Origin of the sequence: Lysinibacillus sphaericus (assembly GCF_015844675.1) — a bacterium.
Lineage (GTDB): Bacteria > Bacillota > Bacilli > Bacillales_A > Planococcaceae > Lysinibacillus > Lysinibacillus sphaericus_E.
In genome coordinates, this window is record NZ_LDGC01000025.1 from 85652 (window position 1) to 107783 (window position 22132).

The 22132-nt window shown below is 38.5% G+C and carries 21 protein-coding genes; all 21 read left to right on the forward strand.

From position 1 onward, the window contains the following. Positions 1-28: 28 nt before the first annotated feature. The 21 genes from rsmH to ABE34_RS08675 all read left to right on the forward strand — a co-directional run bounded on the left by rsmH (position 29) and on the right by ABE34_RS08675 (position 22042). Entirely contained in the window at positions 29-979 is a 951-nt protein-coding gene (rsmH, locus tag ABE34_RS08575) for a 16S rRNA (cytosine(1402)-N(4))-methyltransferase RsmH (RefSeq protein WP_197141759.1), read from the forward strand. After that, positions 980-1348 carry a cell division protein FtsL gene (ftsL2, locus tag ABE34_RS08580; protein ID WP_197141760.1) on the forward strand — a complete coding sequence of 123 codons (369 nt, stop codon included), beginning with the start codon at positions 980-982 and terminating at the stop codon, positions 1346-1348. Next, positions 1345-3546 (forward strand): penicillin-binding protein, encoded by a 2202-nt coding sequence (locus ABE34_RS08585; RefSeq protein ID WP_197141761.1) that lies wholly within the window; start codon positions 1345-1347, stop codon positions 3544-3546. The genes ftsL2 and ABE34_RS08585 overlap by 4 nt, the downstream gene beginning before the upstream one ends. Before the next feature lie 58 nt (positions 3547-3604). Beyond that, positions 3605-5521 carry a stage V sporulation protein D gene (locus ABE34_RS08590; protein ID WP_197141763.1) on the forward strand — a complete coding sequence of 639 codons (1917 nt, stop codon included), beginning with the start codon at positions 3605-3607 and terminating at the stop codon, positions 5519-5521. Between the two features lie 124 nt (positions 5522-5645). Further along, the gene (gene mraY, locus ABE34_RS08595) at positions 5646-6617 is read left to right on the forward strand and encodes a phospho-N-acetylmuramoyl-pentapeptide-transferase (RefSeq protein ID WP_197141765.1); all 972 of its coding nucleotides are present in this window, start codon (positions 5646-5648) and stop codon (positions 6615-6617) included. Further along, positions 6614-7963, forward strand: coding sequence for a UDP-N-acetylmuramoyl-L-alanine--D-glutamate ligase (gene murD, locus ABE34_RS08600; protein ID WP_197141767.1), 1350 nt, complete (start codon positions 6614-6616; stop codon positions 7961-7963). Before mraY ends, murD begins: the two co-directional genes overlap by 4 nt. Before the next feature lie 40 nt (positions 7964-8003). Next, the gene (locus ABE34_RS08605; protein ID WP_197141769.1) at positions 8004-9083 is read left to right on the forward strand and encodes an FtsW/RodA/SpoVE family cell cycle protein; all 1080 of its coding nucleotides are present in this window, start codon (positions 8004-8006) and stop codon (positions 9081-9083) included. Positions 9084-9103: 20 nt separating this feature from the next. Beyond that, entirely contained in the window at positions 9104-9922 is an 819-nt protein-coding gene (locus ABE34_RS08610) for a cell division protein FtsQ/DivIB (RefSeq protein ID WP_197141771.1), read from the forward strand. After that, positions 9903-10628, forward strand: a complete 726-nt coding sequence (locus ABE34_RS08615; protein ID WP_197141773.1) for a DUF881 domain-containing protein — start codon at positions 9903-9905, stop codon at positions 10626-10628. The genes ABE34_RS08610 and ABE34_RS08615 overlap by 20 nt, the downstream gene beginning before the upstream one ends. Before the next feature lie 70 nt (positions 10629-10698). Then, a complete protein-coding gene (locus tag ABE34_RS08620; RefSeq protein WP_241747157.1) occupies positions 10699-11418 on the forward strand; it encodes a DUF881 domain-containing protein in 720 nt (239 codons plus the stop codon). A 3-nt stretch (positions 11419-11421) separates the two neighbouring features. Further along, positions 11422-11793 carry a small basic family protein gene (locus ABE34_RS08625; protein ID WP_079559774.1) on the forward strand — a complete coding sequence of 124 codons (372 nt, stop codon included), beginning with the start codon at positions 11422-11424 and terminating at the stop codon, positions 11791-11793. A gap of 96 nt (positions 11794-11889) precedes the next feature. Continuing rightward, complete coding sequence (gene ftsA, locus ABE34_RS08630) at positions 11890-13173, forward strand: cell division protein FtsA (RefSeq protein WP_079559775.1); 1284 nt, start codon at positions 11890-11892, stop codon at positions 13171-13173. Between the two features lie 399 nt (positions 13174-13572). Further along, positions 13573-14730, forward strand: coding sequence for a cell division protein FtsZ (ftsZ, locus tag ABE34_RS08635; protein ID WP_197141775.1), 1158 nt, complete (start codon positions 13573-13575; stop codon positions 14728-14730). 542 nt (positions 14731-15272) lie between these two features. Beyond that, positions 15273-16106: a sigma-E processing peptidase SpoIIGA gene (locus ABE34_RS08640; RefSeq protein WP_197141776.1), complete on the forward strand. Its 834-nt coding sequence runs from the start codon at positions 15273-15275 to the stop codon at positions 16104-16106. 13 nt (positions 16107-16119) lie between these two features. Next, positions 16120-16827: an RNA polymerase sporulation sigma factor SigE gene (gene sigE, locus ABE34_RS08645; RefSeq protein WP_049668349.1), complete on the forward strand. Its 708-nt coding sequence runs from the start codon at positions 16120-16122 to the stop codon at positions 16825-16827. Between the two features lie 116 nt (positions 16828-16943). Then, on the forward strand, positions 16944-17717 hold the full coding sequence (gene sigG / locus ABE34_RS08650) for an RNA polymerase sporulation sigma factor SigG (protein ID WP_049668350.1): 774 nt from the start codon (positions 16944-16946) through the stop codon (positions 17715-17717). A 1311-nt stretch (positions 17718-19028) separates the two neighbouring features. Then, positions 19029-19265 carry a PRC-barrel domain-containing protein gene (locus tag ABE34_RS08655; protein WP_079559778.1) on the forward strand — a complete coding sequence of 79 codons (237 nt, stop codon included), beginning with the start codon at positions 19029-19031 and terminating at the stop codon, positions 19263-19265. Between the two features lie 151 nt (positions 19266-19416). After that, entirely contained in the window at positions 19417-20121 is a 705-nt protein-coding gene (locus tag ABE34_RS08660) for a YggS family pyridoxal phosphate-dependent enzyme (protein WP_241747158.1), read from the forward strand. Next, positions 20105-20602 carry a cell division protein SepF gene (locus tag ABE34_RS08665; protein ID WP_197141780.1) on the forward strand — a complete coding sequence of 166 codons (498 nt, stop codon included), beginning with the start codon at positions 20105-20107 and terminating at the stop codon, positions 20600-20602. The genes ABE34_RS08660 and ABE34_RS08665 overlap by 17 nt, the downstream gene beginning before the upstream one ends. Before the next feature lie 20 nt (positions 20603-20622). Continuing rightward, positions 20623-20904 carry a YggT family protein gene (locus tag ABE34_RS08670; protein WP_197141782.1) on the forward strand — a complete coding sequence of 94 codons (282 nt, stop codon included), beginning with the start codon at positions 20623-20625 and terminating at the stop codon, positions 20902-20904. Positions 20905-21253: 349 nt separating this feature from the next. After that, on the forward strand, positions 21254-22042 hold the full coding sequence (locus ABE34_RS08675; protein WP_197141784.1) for an RNA-binding protein: 789 nt from the start codon (positions 21254-21256) through the stop codon (positions 22040-22042). Positions 22043-22132 lie beyond the last annotated feature (90 nt).

Here is a 22132-nt window from a genome sequence, read left to right on the forward strand (position 1 = left end):
AAGTTGAGGCCTGAAGGGAGCGAGTGGTATGTTCGATCATACAACCGTGTTATTAAGAGAAACAGTTGATGGGTTGAACATCGATCCTGATGGTGTGTATGTGGACTGTACGTTAGGTGGAGCAGGACACAGTGAGTATTTAGTACAACAATTATCTGAAAAAGGTCGTTTAATTTGCTTTGATCAAGATATGACAGCTATTAACAATGCAAAAATTCGATTGGCACCATATATTGAACGTGTGACATTTGTTCATTCGAATTTCCGCTATTTAAAAGATGAGCTATTGGCGATTGGTATTGAGCAAGTTGATGGTGTTTTATATGATTTAGGCGTATCTTCGCCACAGCTTGATACACCAGAACGAGGCTTTAGTTATCACCATGATGCACCTTTAGATATGCGCATGGATCAAACGGCATCCCTTACAGCATTTCATGTCGTAAATGAATGGGCATATGAAGATTTAGTACGTATATTTTTCCGTTATGGGGAAGAGAAATTTTCAAAACAAGTTGCTCGTAAAATCGAAGAGGCACGTAAGGTAGCACCGATTGAATCAACTGGCCAACTTGTAGAACTTATTAAAGAGGGTATTCCAGCAGCGGCTCGCCGTAAAGGTGGACATCCAGCGAAGCGCATATTCCAGGCAATACGAATTGCTGTTAACGATGAGCTAGGCGCAGCAGAGGATTCATTAGTCGATGCGATTGATATGATAAACGTAGGTGGACGCATTAGTGTCATTACGTTCCATTCATTGGAGGACCGCCTATGCAAGACTATTTTTAAGGAAGCGTCATCATTACCGGAATTACCACCGAATTTACCAGTAATTCCTGATGACATGAAGCCAACTTTAAAGCTTATCTCGAGAAAGCCGATCGTTCCTTCTGATGAAGAACTAGCTGTAAACAATCGCGCTCGCTCAGCAAAGCTTAGAGTGGTAGAGAAAATTAACGACAAAGGGAGTGAGTAAATGGCAGCAGTTCGTGTAAGGCAGCACCAGCAACAGCAAGTGCAACAACCAATAACACCCCCTAGCCCACAACCCACTATCAAACGTCGTAAAAAATCGAACCAGAAGTTTGAAAAAACAATGCTAATTGCTTTAGTTAGCATTATCGCTGTAATGTCAGTACTAGTGTTAAATAAGCAAGCAGCCATTCAGACAACCAGCATGGACATTCAAAAAATCGAAACTGAAGCAGAAGAGATTACTAAAAAGAATGTTGACTTGACAGTTCGTGTAAGTGAACTGTCTACATACGAAAACATATGGAACAAAGCTAAAGAACTCGGTTTAACTCAAAATGAGAAAAATGTAAAGGTAGTGCCGGGAGAATGAAAAAAAAGAGATTTCGATTCCAATGGGGAGCCTTTCTATTATTTATTTTTTATGGAGGGCTCTTTTTTCTATTGTTCACGAGAATGGTGACGTTACAAGCTACAGGTGAAGTGGAAGGTCAAGAGCTTGCGGCAAAGGCAGCTGCAAAATATAGCAAAGAAAGTGTAATAACAGCAAATAGAGGGAAAATCTTTGATGCAAATGGACAAGTTATTGCGGAGGATACACTTAGTTATCGACTAATCGCAATCGTCAATAAAGAGGCCACGACGAATTCAAAAAAACCTCGACATGTAGTAGATCCAGATAAAACTGCAAAAATATTAGCAGATTATATTTCAATGGACGAAAAAGCAATCTATAAACAGCTTACTAGGGTAAATGATAAGGGCGAAAAGCCTTATCAAGTTGAATTTGGCGGTGCGGGACGTGGATTAAGTCATGAGACGATGAGTAAAATCAAAGAAGAGAAATTACCAGGGATTTTATTTGTAAACGATTTAAAACGTTATTATCCAAATGGAATCTTTGCCTCACATTTAATTGGTTTCGCACTAAAAGAGGAAAATAAGGATGGTACGCTTACAACAAAAGGGAAAATGGGTCTTGAGCTTACCTACAACAAAGAACTAACTGGAAAAGACGGTAAGGTAGAATATGAGACAGATGCTTTCAGTTATTTATTACCGAATAGCGAAAAAATGGTGACGCCTGCCGAAAATGGTGATGACATTTATTTAACACTTGATAAAACAGTTCAAAGCTTTTTAGAGGAAAGGATGACAGAGGTTGAAAAGGAATATAACCCTGAAGCGATGACAGCTATTGTGGCAGATCCGAAAACAGGTAAAATCCTTGCGATGTCACAGCGACCTACATTTAATCCTGATACACGTGAAGGCGATAATATGAAATGGCTGAACGAAGCTATTGAAGAGACGATAGAACCAGGTTCGACGATGAAAACATTCACACTCGCTTCAGCGATTGATACAGGGGTTTGGGATCCAAATAAGACCTATCCGTCAGGTCAATACAGAGTCCATGATCGTGTAATTAAAGATTATAATAGAGTTGGTTGGGGGTATATTACTTATTTACAAGGCTTCCAACGATCATCCAATACTGCAATGGCACACTTATTAAAGCTTATTGGTGAGGATGTATTTTTTGACTATTTAGATCGATTTGGTTTTGGTAAAAAAACAGGTATTGATTTACCGAATGAAGCATCAGGAAAACTTTTATCAAATTATCCAGTGGAACGAGTGACAACAACGTTCGGTCAAGGTTCTACGGTAACGCCAATTCAATTAATTCAAGCATTGACAGCGATTGCGAATGACGGGAAAATGATGCAACCGTATGTGATCGATCGTATTGTTGACCCTTCGACAGGAAAAACGATTAAAAAGCATGAGCCGATTGTAAAGGGAAAACCAGTTTCAGCTGACACAGCGAAACAAGTAAAAGAAACCCTTGCATCTACGTTAACAGCTAAGGATGGTTCGGCGAGCGACTTTATTCTTGATGAATATGAAGTTGCAGGGAAAACAGGTACTGCCCAAATTCCTTTAGGAAATGGTAGGTATTCATGGGGGTCAAATGAATTTCTATATTCTTTCTTAGGGATGGCTCCTGTAGATGACCCTCAGCTCATTATGTATGTATCCATCAAACGGCCAAAGTTAAAGGGTGAAGCTGGTTCTATACCAGTTTCAAAAGTATTTAAACCTGTTATGTTAAATAGTTTAAAGTATTTAAATGTTAACCCTGAGGATGTAAAGCAAGTTGATGATACAAAAATACAGGATTACACAGGTAAAAGTGCTGAGGCCATACAAGTAGAGCTTCAGAATGATGGTCTGCAGCCAATTATTGTTGGTGGTGGCGGTAAAATTATTGACCAATATCCTAAAGGTCCACAAAAACTTGTGAAAGGTAATTTTGTGTTTTTAAAGACAGCAGGCGATGTAGTACTTCCAGACTTCACTAACTGGTCGTTGCGTAATGTACTTGCTTTTAAGGCATTGGCAGAGTTAGAACTTGAAGTCGTTGGGGAGGGCTTTGTAGCTAGTCAGAGCGTCTCGGCAGGTACTGTAATTTCAGATCGTTCACCGATTGTCGTGAAGCTGAAAACGCCAGCTGAAAGCTTTATCAAAGATGTAGAGGCCCCAACTGAGGGTGAAACTGAATAAAGACTGAATAGAAGCCCACTTTATTTCATACGTTGTAAAAAACAAGGTGTGATGTCGAATGAAGTGGATTTCTATCCATTCCAAAAAGCGTTTGCGTATTTTATATGTATTGTTTATGTTTGTAGCCGCTGCGATTATTATTAGGCTGTTCTTCTTGCAAGTATTAGATCAAAAAGAACTGACAAAGAAAGCCGAAGAGAATTGGGACCGAGAAATTCCTTTTGCCAATGAGCGAGGGCATATTACTGACCGTAAGGGGAAAAATATTGTCACAAATAAGCTTGCACCAACTTTATATTTCATGCCTTCTCAAAGTAAGGATATTGAAGGTGCAGCGGCCAAAATTGCACAGGTTTTAGGTGTAGATGAACAAAAGCTTTTGGCAAAAATGAAGAAGAAAGTGTACTTAGTAAAGCTGGCACCAGAAGGAAAAAATATTCCTTATGAAAAAGCAGTAGAGTTACAAGGTATGCAGATTGAGGGATTATATAGTGGTGTCGATTATTCAAGGGATTATCCATATGGTACCCTACTATCTCGTTTTTTAGGTTTCACAGGCTATGATGCACAAGGTTTAGCGGGAATCGAATATGAATACGATAAGCTGTTACAGGCTAATTCTTCGGCTATACGAATCTTTACAGATGCGAAAGGGAATAATTTACCGAATGTAAAGAGTGCCTGGAAGGCTGGTGAAGATGGCGCAACGATCGAGCTAACGATAGATGTAGATGCACAACAGGTCGTTGAACGTGAATTATCACAGGCGATGAAGCGTTATGATGCTGACCAAGCAATGGCCATTGCTATGAATCCAAACAATGGTGAAATTTTAGCATTGGCCTCATACCCTACATTCAATCCGGCAGAATATCAAACTGTAGAGCCCGCTATCTACAATCGAAATTTACCGGTTTGGATGACATATGAGCCAGGGTCAACGTTCAAAATCATAACACTCGCCGCAGCACTGGAAGAAAATGTAGTGGATTTAGAGAAGGATACTTTTTATGATCCAGGCTATTCAATGGTTGCAGGAGCAAGATTGCGTTGTTGGAAGCGAGAAGGTCATGGATCTGAAACCTTCCTTGAAGTGGTAGAAAATTCTTGTAACCCTGGCTTTATTGAATTAGGTCAGCGAATAGGTAATGAAAAACTACTACAGTATGTTAAAGATTTTGGTTTTGGTACAAAAACAGGTTCTAACATTGCTGGTGAGGCTTCAGGAATATTATTTTCCAAGGATGCTTTTGGACCCGTTGAGCAGGCCACAACTTCATTTGGCCAAGGGGTTGCCGTTACACCAATTCAACAAGTGCAAGCAGTAGCCGCAGCAATAAATGGGGGCAAGCTGTATACGCCATATGTTGTGAAGAAGGTTTTTAACCCTAATACCGGGGACGTTATAAAAGAGACTGAACCAGAAGTTAAAAAACAAGTTATTCGTGAGGAGACGTCTGCAAAGGTTCGAGGTGCATTAGAATCTGTTGTCGCAAAGGGCTCAGGACGTCAAGCTTACCGAGATGGATTACGAATCGGTGGTAAAACAGGTACGGCACAAAAGGTAGAGAATGGCCGTTATAAAGACGGCGAATATATCGTATCGTTTATTGGCTTCGCACCTGCGGATAATCCGCAAATTGTCGTTTATGTAGCGGTAGATAACCCGAAAAAGGGAACGCAGTTTGGCGGTGTGATAGCAGCTCCAATCGTTGGTCAAATTATTGAAGATATTGCACCTTTTGTTGGCATTGAAAAATCGAAGGAACAGCTTGAAAAGGATTATCGATGGGGTGACCCAATCACTGTGAAGGTACCAAGTTTTATTGGTCAATCGAAGGACGATATTGCCAAGCAACATTATCCATTCCGCATTGTATGGCATGGGGAAGGGACTAAAATTGGCAATCAGCTGCCTGAAGTGGATAGTGTTATCAAACAAGATGGTACCATTCATCTTTATTTAGAAAACTAATTAACTTTACCTTTAAAAAATGGGAAAGAACCACTATTATTATGAAGGGTAGTATTAAATACATGAAAGTTTGTGCTTTTTTCTTCAAGAAGAAAGTGAAACAAGATTTAAAGGAGATTTTTCAATGAAACTCGCAACAACGCTTACCATTTTAGCTCTTGCTTTTATAGTAACAGTTATCCTGGCACCAATTAGTATTCCACTTCTTCGCCGATTAAAGTTCGGTCAAAGTATTCGTGAGGAGGGGCCGAAATCCCATATGAAGAAAGCTGGTACTCCAACAATGGGGGGCATTATTTACTTAATTGCCATTATCCTCACTACTGTTGGAGTAGGAAGCTATTTAGATTTATTTACAACATATACCGTCGTACTGCTACTAGTATTAGTAGGGTTTGGGTTAATCGGCTTGTTAGATGATAGCTTAAAGGTTGTTTTTAAACGTAATTTAGGATTAACATCACTTCAAAAGCTTATTGGTCAAATTGCCATTGCAGTCTTGGCTTATTTCTTACTACATGGATCGTTTGATACATCAATTGCAATACCATTTACAGATTGGACGATTGATCTTGGTATTTTCTATGTAGCCTTTTTAATTTTCTGGTTAGTAGGCTTCTCAAATGCTGTGAATTTAACAGATGGTTTAGATGGGCTTGTAGCAGGTACTGCTTCCATTGCCTTTGCAGCATTTGGTGTTATTGCTCTATTCCAAGAACAAGCTGATATCGCCTTATTTACATTCGCAGTAACAGGTGCATTATTAGGGTTTTTACTTTTTAATGCGAATCCTGCAAAAGTATTTATGGGAGATACAGGTTCTCTAGCATTAGGTGGAGCTTTAGCTATGATCTCTGTATTAGTAAAAGCAGAACTCTTACTGTTATTAATTGGATTAGTGTTTGTTATTGAAACATTATCCGTTATTTTACAGGTAGGTAGCTTCAAACTTCGTAAAAAACGTATTTTTAAAATGAGTCCTATTCATCATCATTTTGAATTATCAGGTTGGTCAGAATGGAAGGTAGTACTTGTCTTTTGGTCAACGGCTTTAGCAGTAGCATTGATTGGAGTTTTATCGGAGGCGTTCTTATGAGAAATTTTACAGATTTACAACATAAAAAAGTCCTTGTTTTAGGTCTAGCTAAAAGTGGTGTGGCTGCAGCTGAGATTTTACATGAGCTTGGCGCCTTTGTGACGGTTAATGATTCAAAACCATTTGACGAAAGCCCAGATGCGCAAGGTCTATTGCAAAAGGGGATTACAGTTATTTGCGGGCGTCATCCAGAAGATTTACTAGATGAAGGCTTTGAAATAGTTGTGAAAAATCCAGGAATTCCTTATAGCAATAAAATAGTAGCAGATGCTATAAGCCGTGAAATCCCTGTTTGGACAGAAATTGAGCTTGCTTATTTAATTAGTGAAGCGCCATTTGTCGGTATTACAGGATCAAACGGTAAAACAACTACGACAACGTTAATTTTCGACATGCTGAATAACGGAAGTTTAAAACCGTTAATTGCAGGGAATATAGGAACAGTTGCATGTGGTGTTGCAAGAGAAGCACAAAAGGATAATGTAATTGTGACAGAGTTATCATCCTTCCAATTAATGGGGACTAAAACGTTTAAGCCGAAGATTGCTATATTAACAAATCTTTATGATGCACATCTTGATTATCATGGGACATTTGATGACTATGCTGAGGCAAAATTTGGTGTTACACGTAATCAAGATGAAAGCGATTATTTTATTTATAATGCTGATCAGCCAGTTGTTGTTGGCTATGCCACAAAATCAAAAGCTCAAAAGGTACCCTTTAGTTCTAAGGGACGCACGGATGAAGGAATTAGTGCGGATGACACAACAATTTATTGGCAAGGAGAGCCGTATTTAGATCGAGCAAATATCGCTTTGCCTGGTAAGCATAACTTAGAAAACATTTTAGCAGCTGTCGCAGCTTGTATTTTAGTCGGCTGTGACAAAGCTAAAATGGAAGAAGTGCTAGCGAAGTTTGCGGGCGTTCGTCACCGTACTCAATTTGTACGTGAATGGAATGGACGTAAAATTTACAACGACTCCAAAGCAACAAATTGCTTAGCTACAAAAAGTGCTTTAGATGCATTCCAAGCACCTGTTATTTTACTTGCAGGTGGATTAGATCGAGGACATTCGTTTGAAGAATTACGTCCATGTATGAGCCATGTAAAAGGTGTTGTTGCCTTTGGAGAAACAGGACTACGTTTTGTAGAATTTGCAAAATCATGTGGTATACAGCAAACTGTCATTGCACAAAATGTTGAGGATGCAGTACACTATGCTGCGCCGATGTCAGCAGAAGGCGATGTTATTTTGCTATCTCCGGCTTGCGCAAGCTGGGATCAATATGACAGCTTTGAAATAAGAGGCGATGTTTTTATTGATGCTGTAATGAAGCTGTAATGAGCCTGTAACTATTTTAGAATATACTTGACTTGGAAGGATGGCATTACTGAGAGGAAAAGAAAGCTATTTATTGCTCGTCACAACATTGATGCTTTCAATAATCGGCATTATTTTCGTCTATTCTGCAGGTACCTATTGGAGTGCCGTTCATTATAGTGGAAAAATGCCGTTTTATATGAAGCAAAGTCTATACTTTGCCGTAGCTATTGTAGTGTTTTTAATCACGGTTCGATTAAATATTTTGAAAGAGCAGTCCTTTTGGAAAATGGCCTATATATTTTCGTTAGTTTTACTAGTCCTTGTACTTATACCGGGAATTGGACTTGTACGAAATGGCTCTCAAAGCTGGATTGGCGTAGGTCCCCTAACAATTCAGCCAGCTGAACTAGCGAAAATTACTGTCATTGTATACATGAGCCATATTTTAGCGCAGCATAAAACGGGTACGTCGATTGTTAATTGGCGGCATGGATTGATCTTATTATTGCCCGTTGTACTTATTATGCTACAGCCCGATTTTGGTTCAGTTTTTATTCTCGTTGTTTCTGTGTTTTTATTGTTTTTTGTGGCAGGGTATCCTTTAAAGCTTTATGCAATGTTTATGATTGCTGGAATTGCTGGATTAGTAGGCTTGATTGTCACAGCGCCATACCGACTAAAGCGAATTGAAGCATTTATTGATCCGTGGGTCGATCCTTTAGGTAGTGGGTTTCAGGCTGTGCAGTCGTTAATGGCTATAGGTCCGGCTGGGATTTTCGGGCATGGTTTTGGACAAAGTAGGCAAAAGTTTTTATATTTACCAGAACCACAAAATGACTTTATTTACGCAATAATCCTTGAAGAGGTCGGATTATTTGGTGGACTTGTTATTTTAGCACTTTTCGTACTGACGATTTATGCAGGCTATAAATTTGCAGTGCGGGCTAAAACAAGAACATCTTATTACGCGATCATTGGACTTGTAACAATGTTAGCCGTACAAGCATTTCTAAATATAGCAGTAGTGATTGGTTTAGTGCCTGTAACAGGTGTCACATTACCTTTTATCAGCTATGGAGGAACATCTTTAGTAACAATGTGGCTAATAATAGGTATTATTTATCAATTAGCGAAATAAATATAAAGGAGGAGTACTTTTTGGAGAAAGTAATTGACATAGAAGATCGCATACCTACGCTAAAAAAGCGACGAAAAAAGCGTACAAATCGGAAATTTATAGTGCTAATATTACTTTTCTTTATCGTGTTAGCAGTACTCCTTTATTTTCAATCTCCTTATAGTAAAATCAACAAAATTACAGTCAATGGCGCTCGATTAGTAGAAGAACAATATTATTTGAAGTCAAGTACTCTTGCAACTGGGAAATCAATGTGGGGATTTAAAGAAGGAGAGGTAGAGAAATTATTACTAAAGGATAAATGGGTGAAAGAAGCACATGTTAAACGTAATTGGCCTCAAGGCGTGGCAATAGAAATTAAAGAATGGAAAAAGGTTGCGTACTTAGCTGGTGACGGTACTTATTATCCATTACTTGAAAATGGCAAGCGCTTTGATCAAGCTGGAGATGAAATCCCGATTGATGCACCTGTATTTATCGGCATATCTGGCGAAAAGACAATTAAGAAACTTGTAAAGCAGTTAGCACAATTAAATCCAGAAGTATTAACTCTCATTTCTCAAGTCAATACTAACAGCAATAACTCAAACCCTAATGCAGTCAAGCTCTATATGAACGATGGCTATGAAGTTCGAGCTGTTATTCAAACATTAGCAAAAAAGCTAAATCATTACCCTTCACTTGTGGCACAAATTTCAAATTTGGAGAAGGGAGTTATCGATTTAGAGGTAGGCTCGTATTATCGTCCTTTCAATAATGAGTACAACCAAGCAGCTATTGATATAGATACCGATGCGACCGACCAGGAAGTGGAAAAAGATGAACAAGAAAAAGAATAGCAAAGAAAATTTCTTTTCAAGAAAACAATTTCAGTTGCTTATTGTTTGTGTGACTATGGGGTTTATCATTGGCTATTCCTACAACCAGGCAAAAGATAATCGAGATGCAGGTTCGACTAATCCAAAGCTTTTGGAGCAAGAGGATTCATATCGTGAGGAGTTAATTGCACAGCAAGAGCGCAATAAAGAATTATCAGAAGAAGCGAATGCTTTGCAGGAAAAAATTCGTAAGTATGAAAAATCATTCGTCGCTAGCAAAAAGGATTATACAAAGCTTGTTGAAGAAGCAGAGGATTTACGTTTGTTGTTAGGCGATTTAAATTCAGAAGGAAAAGGGATACGTATAACTCTTCAAGATGGTGATTACGATCCAAAATCTGCTAATCCTAATGATTATATCGTGCATGAAAGCCATATTTTTAAATTGCTCAATGAGCTTAAAATTTCTGGCGCTCAAGCAATTGCTATTAATGGTCAACGTGTTTTGGCGAATTCTTATATACGCTGTAATGGACCAGTCATTACGATTGATGGCAAGCAACATCCAGCTCCATTCGTCATCGAGGCTGTAGGAGATTCAGCAACATTCAAAGCTTCCTTAAACTTAAAAGGCGGCGTTGTGGATCAATTATTAAATGACAATATTGTTATATCATTTGAAGAAGAGCAAAAGCTAACGATGCCAAAATCAAAAGTAGAAAGTTAAACGATTTTTCTAATTTAAGATCTAAGGCGTAAATCTGTGAGGGGTTACGATACGTCTAGGAGGGGCTATTTTGAAAAAAAATATGTATACCCGAATAACGATCGTGCTATTTATTATCGGTTTGATGATAGCGGTACAATACAATACCATAAAGCAACCAGCTGAGCGAGATACACGAGATATTTGGGCCATAAGAGAGGAATTAGCAGAAGAAAAGCAAAGGCATTCCACATTATTAGCAGAAATTCGTTCACTTAATGAAGTAGTGGGTCGCTATGAGCAATCTGAGAAGGCAAATTTACAGTCGGCATTATATCAAACGCTGAATCGTTTAAAGCAACAGGCCGGGTTAACGGAAGTGACAGGGCCCGGAGTTGTACTTCGTGTTGAACCAGCGCCCGAATTAGTAGAAATGGGGTATGAAATCAAAGAAATTTCCCCTGATTTACTAACCCAATTACTAAATGCTTTGTTTAAAAACAATGCAGCGAGTGTCTCGATAGATGGAAATCGAGTTGTCCAGACAACAGCCATTCGAGACATAAATAGAAAGACGACAGTGAACAGTGTACCACTGTCCGCACCACCCTTTGAAATTTATGTTGGGACAAGCTCATTTAAGGAAGCACAAAAAATGTACAATTCATTACAGGCTTCCACATTTATTGATTCCTTTTATTTGGACAACTTTAACTTAATAATAGAGGAACCAACAGAGCATTTAATAATCCCAGCATTTGATCAGCCATTGACAAATGATTATTTAACAGAGGTGAAAAAAGGAGAATAATATATGTGGCTACCATTTTTAGGTTTGATATTTGGACTTGCCCTTGGCTTGTTAACAAATATGCAAATACCCTCTATATATGAAAATTATCTGTCAATAGCTGTTTTAGCAGCTTTAGATACATTATTTGGCGGTATTCGTGCTCAATTACAGCAAGTATATGACGATAAAGTATTTGTATCAGGATTCTTTTTTAATATAATTCTGGCAGCGGGATTAGCGTTTTTAGGTGTGTATTTAGGAATAGATTTGTATTTAGCCGCCATTTTCGCTTTCGGAGTACGTTTGTTCCAGAATATAGCAATAATTAGGCGTATTTTACTAACTAAGATAGATGAGAAACGTCACAAAAGGAACAAAAATTCCATAGAATGAGAGAAAAGTTGAGCTAAATGCTCGATTTGCTTAGACATTATGCCGAATTTACAATAGAATGAGAATAAGAGCATTTTTTCGAGGAGGTGCAGCGAATTGAATCAGCAAGATTTATATATTTCTCTTGATATAGGATCATCCTCTATCAAGGTATTAATAGGTGAAATGAGCGACGGTCAGTTACATGTAATTGGGGTCGGAAATGTAAAATCGAATGGAGTTCGAAAAGGTGCGATTGTTGATATTGATGCAACAGTTCAATCAATTCGAAAAGCAATAGATCAAGCTGAACGAATGACAGGATATCAAATTAATGAAGTCGTTTTAGGTGTTCCAGCTAACCAGACGATGTTACAGCTGGTTAAAGGTGTAGTCGCTGTAAATAGTGAAAATAGAGAAATTACAGATGATGATTTAGATAGAGTAGTAGAATCTGCACAAGTCATGTCAATACCTCCTGAACGTGAATTAGTGAATATTATTCCAAGACAGTTTATTGTGGATAATTTAGATGAGATTAAAGATCCACGAGGCATGATTGGCATCCGTTTAGAAATGGATGCCACAATGATTACTACTTCAAAAACACTTTTACACAATGTTCTACGTTGTGTAGAACGTGCAGGTCTAAGCATTCGAGAAATATATTTGCAACCATTAGCAGCAGGTTTTTTTGCATTATCGGAGGATGAAAAAAACCAAGGAACCGCGTTTGTTGATCTAGGAGGCGGTTCAACTACTATCGCAGTATTTGAAGAGGGATTATTAACACATACAGGTGTCATTCCAATTGGTGGCGATCATATTACAAAAGATATTTCAATCGTCTTAAAAACACCAACAGAACAGGCAGAACAAATTAAACATCAATTTGGACATGCCTATTATGATGATGCATCTGATGAAGAACTCTTCGAAGTACCGGTTGTAGGGACAGATTCAACAGATCAGTACAGCCAGCGCTATATTTCAGAAATAATTGGCGCTCGTTTAGAAGAATTATTTGAATTAGTCATTGACGAATTAGCCCGTCTAGGTGTTAGAGATTTACCAGGTGGTGTTGTTTTGACTGGAGGCGTTGCAAAGCTTGACGGTATTGCTCAACTGGCACGTCAAATTCTGCAAACTCGTGTTAGAATATATACACCTGACTATATTGGCGTTAGAGAGCCTTCATTTTCGACGGCAGTTGGACTTATTCGTTACGCCTATTTAGAAGATGATTTTTATGGAAAAAGTGCTAATACGCAACCTATTGAATATGCAGTTGTAGGATCTCCTGCAGCCACATCTAAGAAGCAAGAATATGCTACACCTTCAGAACCAAAAGGAAGCGTAATCGGAAGAGCAAAAAAATTATTTGATAAGTTTTTTGATTAACTTCTTTCAGCAAATGTCCTTTGTACCGAAAGCGTAGCGATAGGTACAGAAGTCTCCACCTCTATAGGTGGTGAGATGAATGCGGATTTAAGCTACTTTTCAGCAGATGTCCAAACACCTGCTGAAAGAAGTTAATGCCTCCGGCGGATGTCACGGAATCGGAAAAAGTTCTACATAGGATGTTAGCCTAAAATCATCGCATCCATGCGATAACGGCTAACTGACCTGCATCGGTAAAAACGCCACGTCCTGTGGCATTACCGAAATGACCGACATCGTGTCGGCCCTCACGCAGGCCTAAGCACAAAGCCGATTCCGGACGCAATTATACCGAGGCATAATTGATCTTGAATGCGTAATGAATGATACAGAGTCGAGTTACCGTGGGAGGAAAAAGAAATGTTAGAATTTGATACAAGTGTTGATCAACTTGCAGTAATAAAAGTCATTGGTGTTGGTGGCGGCGGTAACAACGCTGTCAATCGAATGATAGAACATGGTGTTCAAGGTGTTGACTTTATCGCAGTAAACACAGATGCACAGGCCTTAAATTTATCGAAGGCAGAAATAAAGCTACAAATTGGTACGAAACTTACACGTGGATTAGGTGCAGGTGCTAATCCTGAAGTAGGGAAAAAAGCTGCAGAAGAGAGCCGTGAACAATTAGAGGAAGTTCTTCGTGGTGCAGATATGGTATTCGTTACAGCTGGAATGGGCGGAGGAACTGGTACTGGTGCCGCGCCAGTAATCGCACAAATTGCTCGCGATTTAGTAGCTCTTACAGTCGGTGTTGTAACGCGTCCATTTACGTTTGAAGGTCGCAAACGACAAACACAAGCTATCGGTGGTATCGGTGGCATGAAAGAGTCTGTTGATACTTTAATCGTTATTCCAAACGACAAGTTATTACAAATTGTCGATAAATCTACACCAATGCTAGAAGCATTCCGTGAAGCAGATAATGTTTTACGACAAGGTGTACAAGGTATTTCAGATTTAATTGCAACGCCAGGTCTTATTAACTTAGACTTTGCAGACGTAAAAACTATTATGTCTAACAAAGGTTCAGCGTTAATGGGTATTGGTATTGCTACAGGTGAAAACCGTGCTGCAGAAGCGGCTAAGAAAGCTATTTCAAGTCCATTACTTGAATCATCAATTGATGGCGCTAAAGGTGTCCTTATGAACATTACTGGTGGCTCAAATCTTAGCCTATTTGAAGTCCAAGAGGCTGCTGATATTGTAGCATCAGCATCAGATGAAGAAGTAAATATGATTTTCGGTTCTGTTATTAACGAAAATCTAAAAGATGAAATTATTGTGACAGTAATTGCAACTGGTTTCTCAGAGGAAGCTTTACAGCAACAGCGTAATACTCCACGACCGACGTTAAATGCAAACAGACAAGCTACACAACAACAGCAAGCTCCGATTCGTGAGCAGCGTCAAGAAGTGCATGTGCAGCAAGAACAACCACGTCAAAGTCAACAAAATTATGTACAGGATGACACGCTTGAAGTACCAGCCTTTTTACGCAATCGTAAAAATCGCGGATAAGTCAGCATCCAAACTTTAAAAAGCTCGTATTTTACATTATGTGAAATACGGGCTTTTTTGTGTTGGTGAAAACTATTTGAATGTTGTTGATGTCGCTACGATTTCTCACTGAAAATATTTTCTCCAGAAGAAATATTCTAAGAAATGGTTGATTGGAGTGGAGACTGGGCGACTCCTTGGGGATCAGCGGTATAGAGGAACGAAGGCTAAAAGCATCACGTCCTGTGATAACGCCTTCGTGACCAACATCCTGTTGGCCCGAGACCCTGCAGCGAGCACCGCGAGTGAAGCGGCTCATCGGACGCCCCCAGGAAAGCGCCCAGTCGGAACGGAAATCAACCCCTCGCTTTGCAGAAAAGCCATATACTTTATTTAATATGACAGCATAATTTCATTGATATTTTCAGTGACTTAAAAATTAATTATGTTCAAATGTGTAAGGAAAGGATGTATTTTGTCAAAACATTTTTATGAAATGATGCGATTGTTTGACAATATTTGTGGGTGTAACATGCTAACTTTGTAAGTAGGAGGCGGCTGTTATGTATGGAGAATGGCTGGTGCTCATTAATACACTTTTTAATCTAGCGATACTTACGTTTACAGCGAGAGTAACAGGGGTTTTGGTAAAGAACACGAGATTATTAATGAGTTCTATTTGTAGTAGTTTTGTAGCTGTAATAGGTGGTCAAATGCTGTTAATGACGATACTGAGCTTTATCTTACTAATCGGCATAGCTTTTCGCTTTAAGATTCGAAGTTTTCAAAAGCAAGGACCGATTGTTTTAACAGCAACAATCATTATTGGTGGATTATTAACAGCGTTACAACCGTATTTAAAAAATCTTTCTGCTGTCCATTTTATAATTATTTGCCTACTATTAGCAGTTGGTAACCTTGTTGCTTTTTATAAGCAATGGGGATTTGTAAAGCTTGAGCGGTTAAGTGGTCAGTTTGTGTTTGATACGAATTTGAAAATTTTTGATATCACGATACCGCTTTCTGCATTTGTAGATACAGGGAATCAAGCAATTGAGCCACTTTCAGGAAAACCTGTTCACTTTGTCTCTTATGCAGCATTACGCTCACATTTACCTGCAGCATTTTGCAAATCATTAATAGAATGGCAAGAAACTGATCCGTATAATGTATCCATGTTTTCAGAAGATTATCAGCGTTTTATTCGATTTATTCATGTCAATACAGTGCAACAGCAGTCGGTTGTACTAGGTTTCCGCTTTGATGAGTGGCATATAAAAGGGGAGCACTCACAAGTGAAAAAGAATGAATATATCGTATTAACAAAAAAGGCTAAAAATTTTCCGCACAGCACAGCAGCAATTTTACATTTTTCAGCGCTTTCAAATAACTCATAGAGGGGGAGAACTATTGCTTCTTAGGCTACTTGCTAGCTTGAAAAAATTTTGGAGTAAGTTTCGGAGTCGTGAAACGTACTATATAGGGGGAAATGATTCATTGCCAGTGCCATTAAGTCGAGAAGAAGAAGTTACAGTCATTGCATCCTTTATGAATGGTGATTTAAGAGCTAGAGATACACTAATTGAACGTAATTTGCGTCTTGTTGTTTATATTGCTAGACGTTTTGATAATACGGGAACACCGATTGAGGATTTAATAAGTATTGGCTCGATCGGTTTAATTAAGGCGATTGAAACGTTCAATACTGATAAAAATATTAAGCTTGCCACATACGCATCACGTTGTATTGAAAATGAAATTTTGATGCATTTACGTAAAACAAGTCGCATGAAGGGTGAAGTTTCATTAGATGAACCATTAAACTCAGATGCTGATGGAAATGAATTGTTATTGTCTGATATTTTAGGAACGGAAGAGCATATTATTTTAGACAATGTAGAGAAGAAAATTGAGCGTCAACATATGTTTCATGCGATTAATTTACTAGGCGCGCGTGAAAGATATATTATGGAATGCCGTTTCGGCCTCAATGGAAAAATTGAAATGACTCAAAAAGAAGTTGCGGATCATTTAGGTATTTCGCAATCATATATTTCCCGATTAGAGAAGAAAATTATTCAAGATCTACGTGAAAATCTGAATCAGCCAATATCTTAGAGAGGGAAATTTACCCTACCTAAAATTGGTCGTAGCTTTTGTGCATATTCTCGTTTCTCTCGGACAAACTGATGTAACGGTTTAGTCAGAGAATAACATCCGGAGGAATCGAATATATGCGAACTAAAGTAGATCTTTGCGGCTTAGATACATCGACTTTGCCAATTTTAAAGCACGAGGAAATGAAGGAACTATTTATTCGTTTACAAGCTGGAGAAACTGAGATTAGGGAAGAGCTTGTAATGTGCAATTTAAGGTTAGTGCTCAGTATTGTCGGTAGATTTGCCTATAGGGGTGAACAGGCAGATGATTTATTTCAGGTAGGCTGTATTGGCCTCATGAAAGCCATTGATCATTTTGATTTGAAGCATAATGTACGATTTTCAACGTATGCTGTGCCAATGATCATAGGTGAAATTCGTCGCCATCTGCGTGATCATCATGCATTGCGCGTTTCTCGTTCTCTGAGAGATATTGCATATAAGGCGATGCAGGCAAAAGAGCAATGGATAACCGATAATTTACGAGAACCAACGATTGAAGAAATTGCTGAAATGATTGACATGAAAAAGGAAGATGTTTTATTTGCTTTAGATGCCATTCAAGACCCAGTTTCCTTACAGGAGCCTATTTATTCAGACGGCGGAGACGCTGTTTATATGATGGATCAATTACGTGATGATGATGTATCAGAAGATCAATGGGTTGCCTACGTGTCGGTAAAGGAAAGTTTACAAAAGTTAGATGATCGTCAACAAATGATTGTTGCAAAGCGTTTTTATTACGGTGAGACACAAACTGAAATTGCAAAAGAATTGGGGATTTCTCAAGCGCAAATTTCACGTCTAGAAAAAAATGCGATTGAAACAATGCAGAAAGATTATAAGTAAAAAACAATGCGCACCCGAATCTCGGGGCGCATTTTATTATAGCAAAATGTGAGTGATTTCCGTTCCAGGCTACCCGCTTTCCTGTGGGCGAGCGTCGAGCTGCTTCCTCCGCTGAAGGAACGAAGGCTAAATGCGTCACGTCCTGTGACAATGCCTTCGTGACCAACATCATGTTGGCCTCAGGGTCTCGCCTGTCTCTCTTTCCCACGGGAGTCGAGTAGCCTTCTACTCCAATCAATGATAGCGTAGTACTTTTAATTTATGCATTCGACAATGAACGCTATGGCTACATACTATAATCGAACAGAATAGAGAATGTTATTGATATCTGCTGTAGCATTGATTACTCATTTAAATATTTATAGTGATGTTATGCTGTCGCATATATCACTATAAATTAGAGAGTGACGTGCAGAAGATACATACTAAATGAATTAGTTGATTGTAGTGGAGACTGAGCGACTCCTTGGGGATTAGCGGTATAGAGGAACGAAGGCTAAAAGCATCACGTCCTGTGATAACGCCTTCGTGACCAACATCCTGCCGCTGCCGCTACGTTGCACTCACGCTTTCGCGCAAAAGATATCTGTTGGCCCGAGATCCTGAAGCGCAGCGAAGCGGCTCATCGGACGCCCCCAGGAAAGCGCTCAGTCAGAACGGAAATCAACCACACGTTTTGCCAAAGAGCCAAATTAATTTAACTATGACAGTTTTACAACATTCACTTAATCATTTCATTTTCATTTAAACAACAATAAACACATAAATATAAAGAGAGAACATAGTTTAACTTCTTTCAGCAAATGTTTTATGTAACGAAAGTGCAACGGCAGTTACAGATCTCTTTTGTACCGAAAGCGTAGCGACAGGTACAGAAATCTCCCATCTCTATAGGTGAGATGAATGCGAATGTAAGCTATTTTTCAGCGGGTGTCCAAACGCCCGCTGAAATAGAGGGACTCAGTCTAAGAACGCCACGTCCTGTGGCAATTTATCTGTGCGAAAGCGTAGCGACAGCAACAACGACTGAGTGACCAACATCACGTTGGCCCAAAGCCTCCGGCGGATGTCATGGAATCGGAAATGAGTTCTACATAGGATGTTAGCCTAAGATCATCGCATTCATGTGATAACGGCTAACTGACCTGTATCGGTAAAAACGCCACGTCCTGTGGCATTACCGAAATGACCGACATCGTGTCGGCCCTCGTGCAGGCCTAAGCACAAAGCCGATTCCAGACGCAATTATGCCAAGGCACAATTGATTGAGATAAAAACGATGTTGAGAGTAATTGATTTAGGAGGGATAAAATGCGTTTCTCGATGTTACAGCAAAAAGAAGTAATTGAAGCAGGGAACGGACGCTTTTTAGGATTTGTGGTAGATGCAGAGGTATCTAAAGAAACAGGCTATGTAACGGCTTTTATGATTGCAGAGCCCCGAAAATATTTAGGGCTTTTTCGCGGGGAAGAATCGGTTAGGAAAGTGTATATGAAAGATGTACTTGTAGTTGGAAAGGATGTCATTTTAGTGAAAGCAATATCCTAAAAGACAAAATTATTATGCATATTAAAAATCTAAGCATTTTTAAGCGTTGCCAGTGTAAAATGTACTTTCACTTAGGTCAGGCTATTCATTGATAATTCAAGCATTGCTTGTTACAATATAAGAAACTATTGTTGTAAAGTTGGGAAAAACATTGACAAAAATCTTAACAAATTTGAAGAAAATTAATGATCTTATACAAGCAGCAAAAAAACGTGCAAATCGTGAAGCAGAGAGAGTTCAAATTATTGCAGTGACAAAAGAAGTTTCTGTAGAAAGAACACAAGAAGCAATTGATGCAGGCCTTATTCATTTAGGAGAGAACCGCCCAGAAGGCTTAAATCGTAAAACTGAAGCGATTCAAGCTGATGTACATTGGCATTATATCGGTTCTTTACAAACACGTAAGGTTAAACAGGTCATTAACAGTATTGATTATTTACATTCACTAGATCGTTTGAGTTTAGCGCAAGAAATTGAAAAAAGAGCAGACAAACCTGTTAAATGCTTTGTACAAGTTAATGTATCGGGCGAAGAGGCAAAACATGGTTTATCGATTGAAGAAGTCCTACCTTTTATTGAATCATTAAAAAGTTTTACGAAAGTTCAAGTCGTTGGTTTAATGACGATGGCACCGAATACAGATGAGGATACAATTATTCGCTCTGTTTTTAAGCAATTAAAACAATGTCAACAGCAAATAGCCGAGCAAGGATTCGCACATGCACCTTGTACCGAGTTATCAATGGGCATGTCTAATGACTTTGAAATTGCGGTAGAAGAAGGGGCTACATTTGTACGAGTAGGAACGGCTCTTGTTGGAAATGAAAGAGGGGAACAGGATGAGCATGAAAAATAAAATTAAAAATTTCTTTTATCTTGAGGAAGAAATAGAAGAAGAAATCACTCAAGCTCCTATTCAACAGCAGCAACCCGTACAACAACAGCAACAGATCCAATCGGTGAAGCCTAAAAAAGTAATGAAGGAGCGTAAGGGACCGGTTCAGGAAATTTTTCCGCAAAGTACAACATCTACAAACAATATTGTCAGTTTGCAGTCAGCAATGAATTCTAAAGGTTCAAAAGTTGTATTAGTTGAACCTAGAGTTTATGCCGAAGCGCAGGATATTGCAGAACATTTAAAAAATAGGCGTGCAACGATCGTCAATTTACAACGAATTGAGCGAGAACAAGGTGTACGAATTATTGATTTTTTAAGCGGCACAGTGTATGCACTCGGCGGTGATATTCAAAGAATCGGTAAAGACATTTTCCTATGCACACCTGAAAATGTAGAAGTATCTGGCGAAATTTCGAATTTTATTTTAGACGATAATTAATAGCGAGGATTGTAGTTTATATGACATTTTATTTAATCTTAAAGTATGTGTCTATAGCATTTTATGTATATTCACTAATGCTAGTCGCATATGTGTTAATGTCCTGGGTGCCTGCTGTTCAAAATACATCAGTTGGACGTATTTTAACAAAATTATGTGAACCTTATCTTGGAATTTTCAGAAAGTTTATTCCGCCAATTGGCATGATTGATATTTCACCTATCGTAGCAATATTTCTCCTTAACTATATTCAAAAAGGGCTGTTTATTGTTATTTTAAAAATTTACGAAATGTTGATTTAAAAAAAATCCTCACGAACGGTGAGGATTTTTTATTTATGGGGAATACTACATTTAACAAAAATGGTTGCTTTACAATTTAGGTATAAAAGTTGAGGTGGCATTAGTTTAACGTAATGTTGATTTAAGTGGTGGATGTCGCTACATCTAATATTAAATATAACAATTTTTTGTTGATATTTTGCGGAATATACCCATTTTACTGATTGTAGCGTAGGATGCTGCTCGACGCTCGCCCGCAGCGGAAATTAGAGAATGTTCAATAAGGGATAACCAATATTTTCTGATATAAAACCAAAAAATACCGATAAAATTGTGCTAGTAAATGAGAGATAATAAAGGTGGAGTAAACATGGAGCATTTAATACAGCATTTTAGAAAAGACGAACAATCTTTTATTGAACAGGTTGTGAGCTGGCAGCATGAGGTAGAGGATCGATACGCTCCAAAGCTTACTGATTTTCTAGATCCTCGTCAACGTTTTATTGTTACATCGATTATTGGACAATATGACACATTGAAAACAGCTAATGCTGGGCTTTTTGATAATGCAGAAAGACAACGCATGTTGATTTATCCTACCTATTATGAGCCTGTGGAAGAAGATTTTCAGCTTACCGTATTTACGATTCAATACCCTGTGAAATTTGTCCAACTACGACATCCAGATGTTCTTGGAGCTTTATTATCTTTAGGACTGAATCGGTGCAAATTCGGTGATATTCGTGTGAATGAACAGCTAGTACAATTTGTAGTAGCGAGTGAGGTAGCGGAATATGTACGCTTACATTTAACAGGCATCGGCAATGTAAAGGTACATGTAGAATCGATTAAAGAGACAGAGACGCTGCTACAAAACGAGGAAGAGTGGTTAGAAGAATCTCATACTGTTTCCTCTATGCGTTTAGACGTTATTATTTCAACGGTTTTAAAAACTTCTCGCCAGAAGGCACAAGCATTAATTACAGGTAAAAAGGTACGTGTCAATTGGACTGAACGGGATACAGTTGCCTTTGAATTACAAGAAGGAGATATTTTATCTGTACGTGGAAGCGGTCGAATAAAAATTATGATGACGGAAGGCCGTACAAAAAAAGATAAAATTCGATTACAAATCGGTCGATTGACCCAAAAAAGCTGAAAATCCAGTGAATTTCATTAATTTTTACTGCTAAGTTGTTGGAACAATTGTATAATAGAAATTATGAATGTACATGTAAAGGAGAGAAGG

Coding starts and splice junctions, on each gene's coding strand:
- ABE34_RS08605 (WP_197141769.1), top strand. CDS start 8,004: ATGGCATTACTGAGAGGAAAAGAAAGCTATTTATTGCTCGTCACAACA.
- ABE34_RS08675 (WP_197141784.1), top strand. CDS start 21,254: ATGGAGCATTTAATACAGCATTTTAGAAAAGACGAACAATCTTTTATT.
- ABE34_RS08590 (WP_197141763.1), top strand. CDS start 3,605: ATGAAGTGGATTTCTATCCATTCCAAAAAGCGTTTGCGTATTTTATAT.
- ABE34_RS08665 (WP_197141780.1), top strand. CDS start 20,105: ATGAGCATGAAAAATAAAATTAAAAATTTCTTTTATCTTGAGGAAGAA.
- ftsL2 (WP_197141760.1), top strand. CDS start 980: ATGGCAGCAGTTCGTGTAAGGCAGCACCAGCAACAGCAAGTGCAACAA.
- ABE34_RS08625 (WP_079559774.1), top strand. CDS start 11,422: ATGTGGCTACCATTTTTAGGTTTGATATTTGGACTTGCCCTTGGCTTG.
- murD (WP_197141767.1), top strand. CDS start 6,614: ATGAGAAATTTTACAGATTTACAACATAAAAAAGTCCTTGTTTTAGGT.
- rsmH (WP_197141759.1), top strand. CDS start 29: ATGTTCGATCATACAACCGTGTTATTAAGAGAAACAGTTGATGGGTTG.
- ABE34_RS08640 (WP_197141776.1), top strand. CDS start 15,273: ATGTATGGAGAATGGCTGGTGCTCATTAATACACTTTTTAATCTAGCG.
- ftsZ (WP_197141775.1), top strand. CDS start 13,573: ATGTTAGAATTTGATACAAGTGTTGATCAACTTGCAGTAATAAAAGTC.
- ABE34_RS08615 (WP_197141773.1), top strand. CDS start 9,903: ATGAACAAGAAAAAGAATAGCAAAGAAAATTTCTTTTCAAGAAAACAA.
- ABE34_RS08655 (WP_079559778.1), top strand. CDS start 19,029: ATGCGTTTCTCGATGTTACAGCAAAAAGAAGTAATTGAAGCAGGGAAC.
- ABE34_RS08585 (WP_197141761.1), top strand. CDS start 1,345: ATGAAAAAAAAGAGATTTCGATTCCAATGGGGAGCCTTTCTATTATTT.
- sigG (WP_049668350.1), top strand. CDS start 16,944: ATGCGAACTAAAGTAGATCTTTGCGGCTTAGATACATCGACTTTGCCA.
- mraY (WP_197141765.1), top strand. CDS start 5,646: ATGAAACTCGCAACAACGCTTACCATTTTAGCTCTTGCTTTTATAGTA.
- ABE34_RS08670 (WP_197141782.1), top strand. CDS start 20,623: ATGACATTTTATTTAATCTTAAAGTATGTGTCTATAGCATTTTATGTA.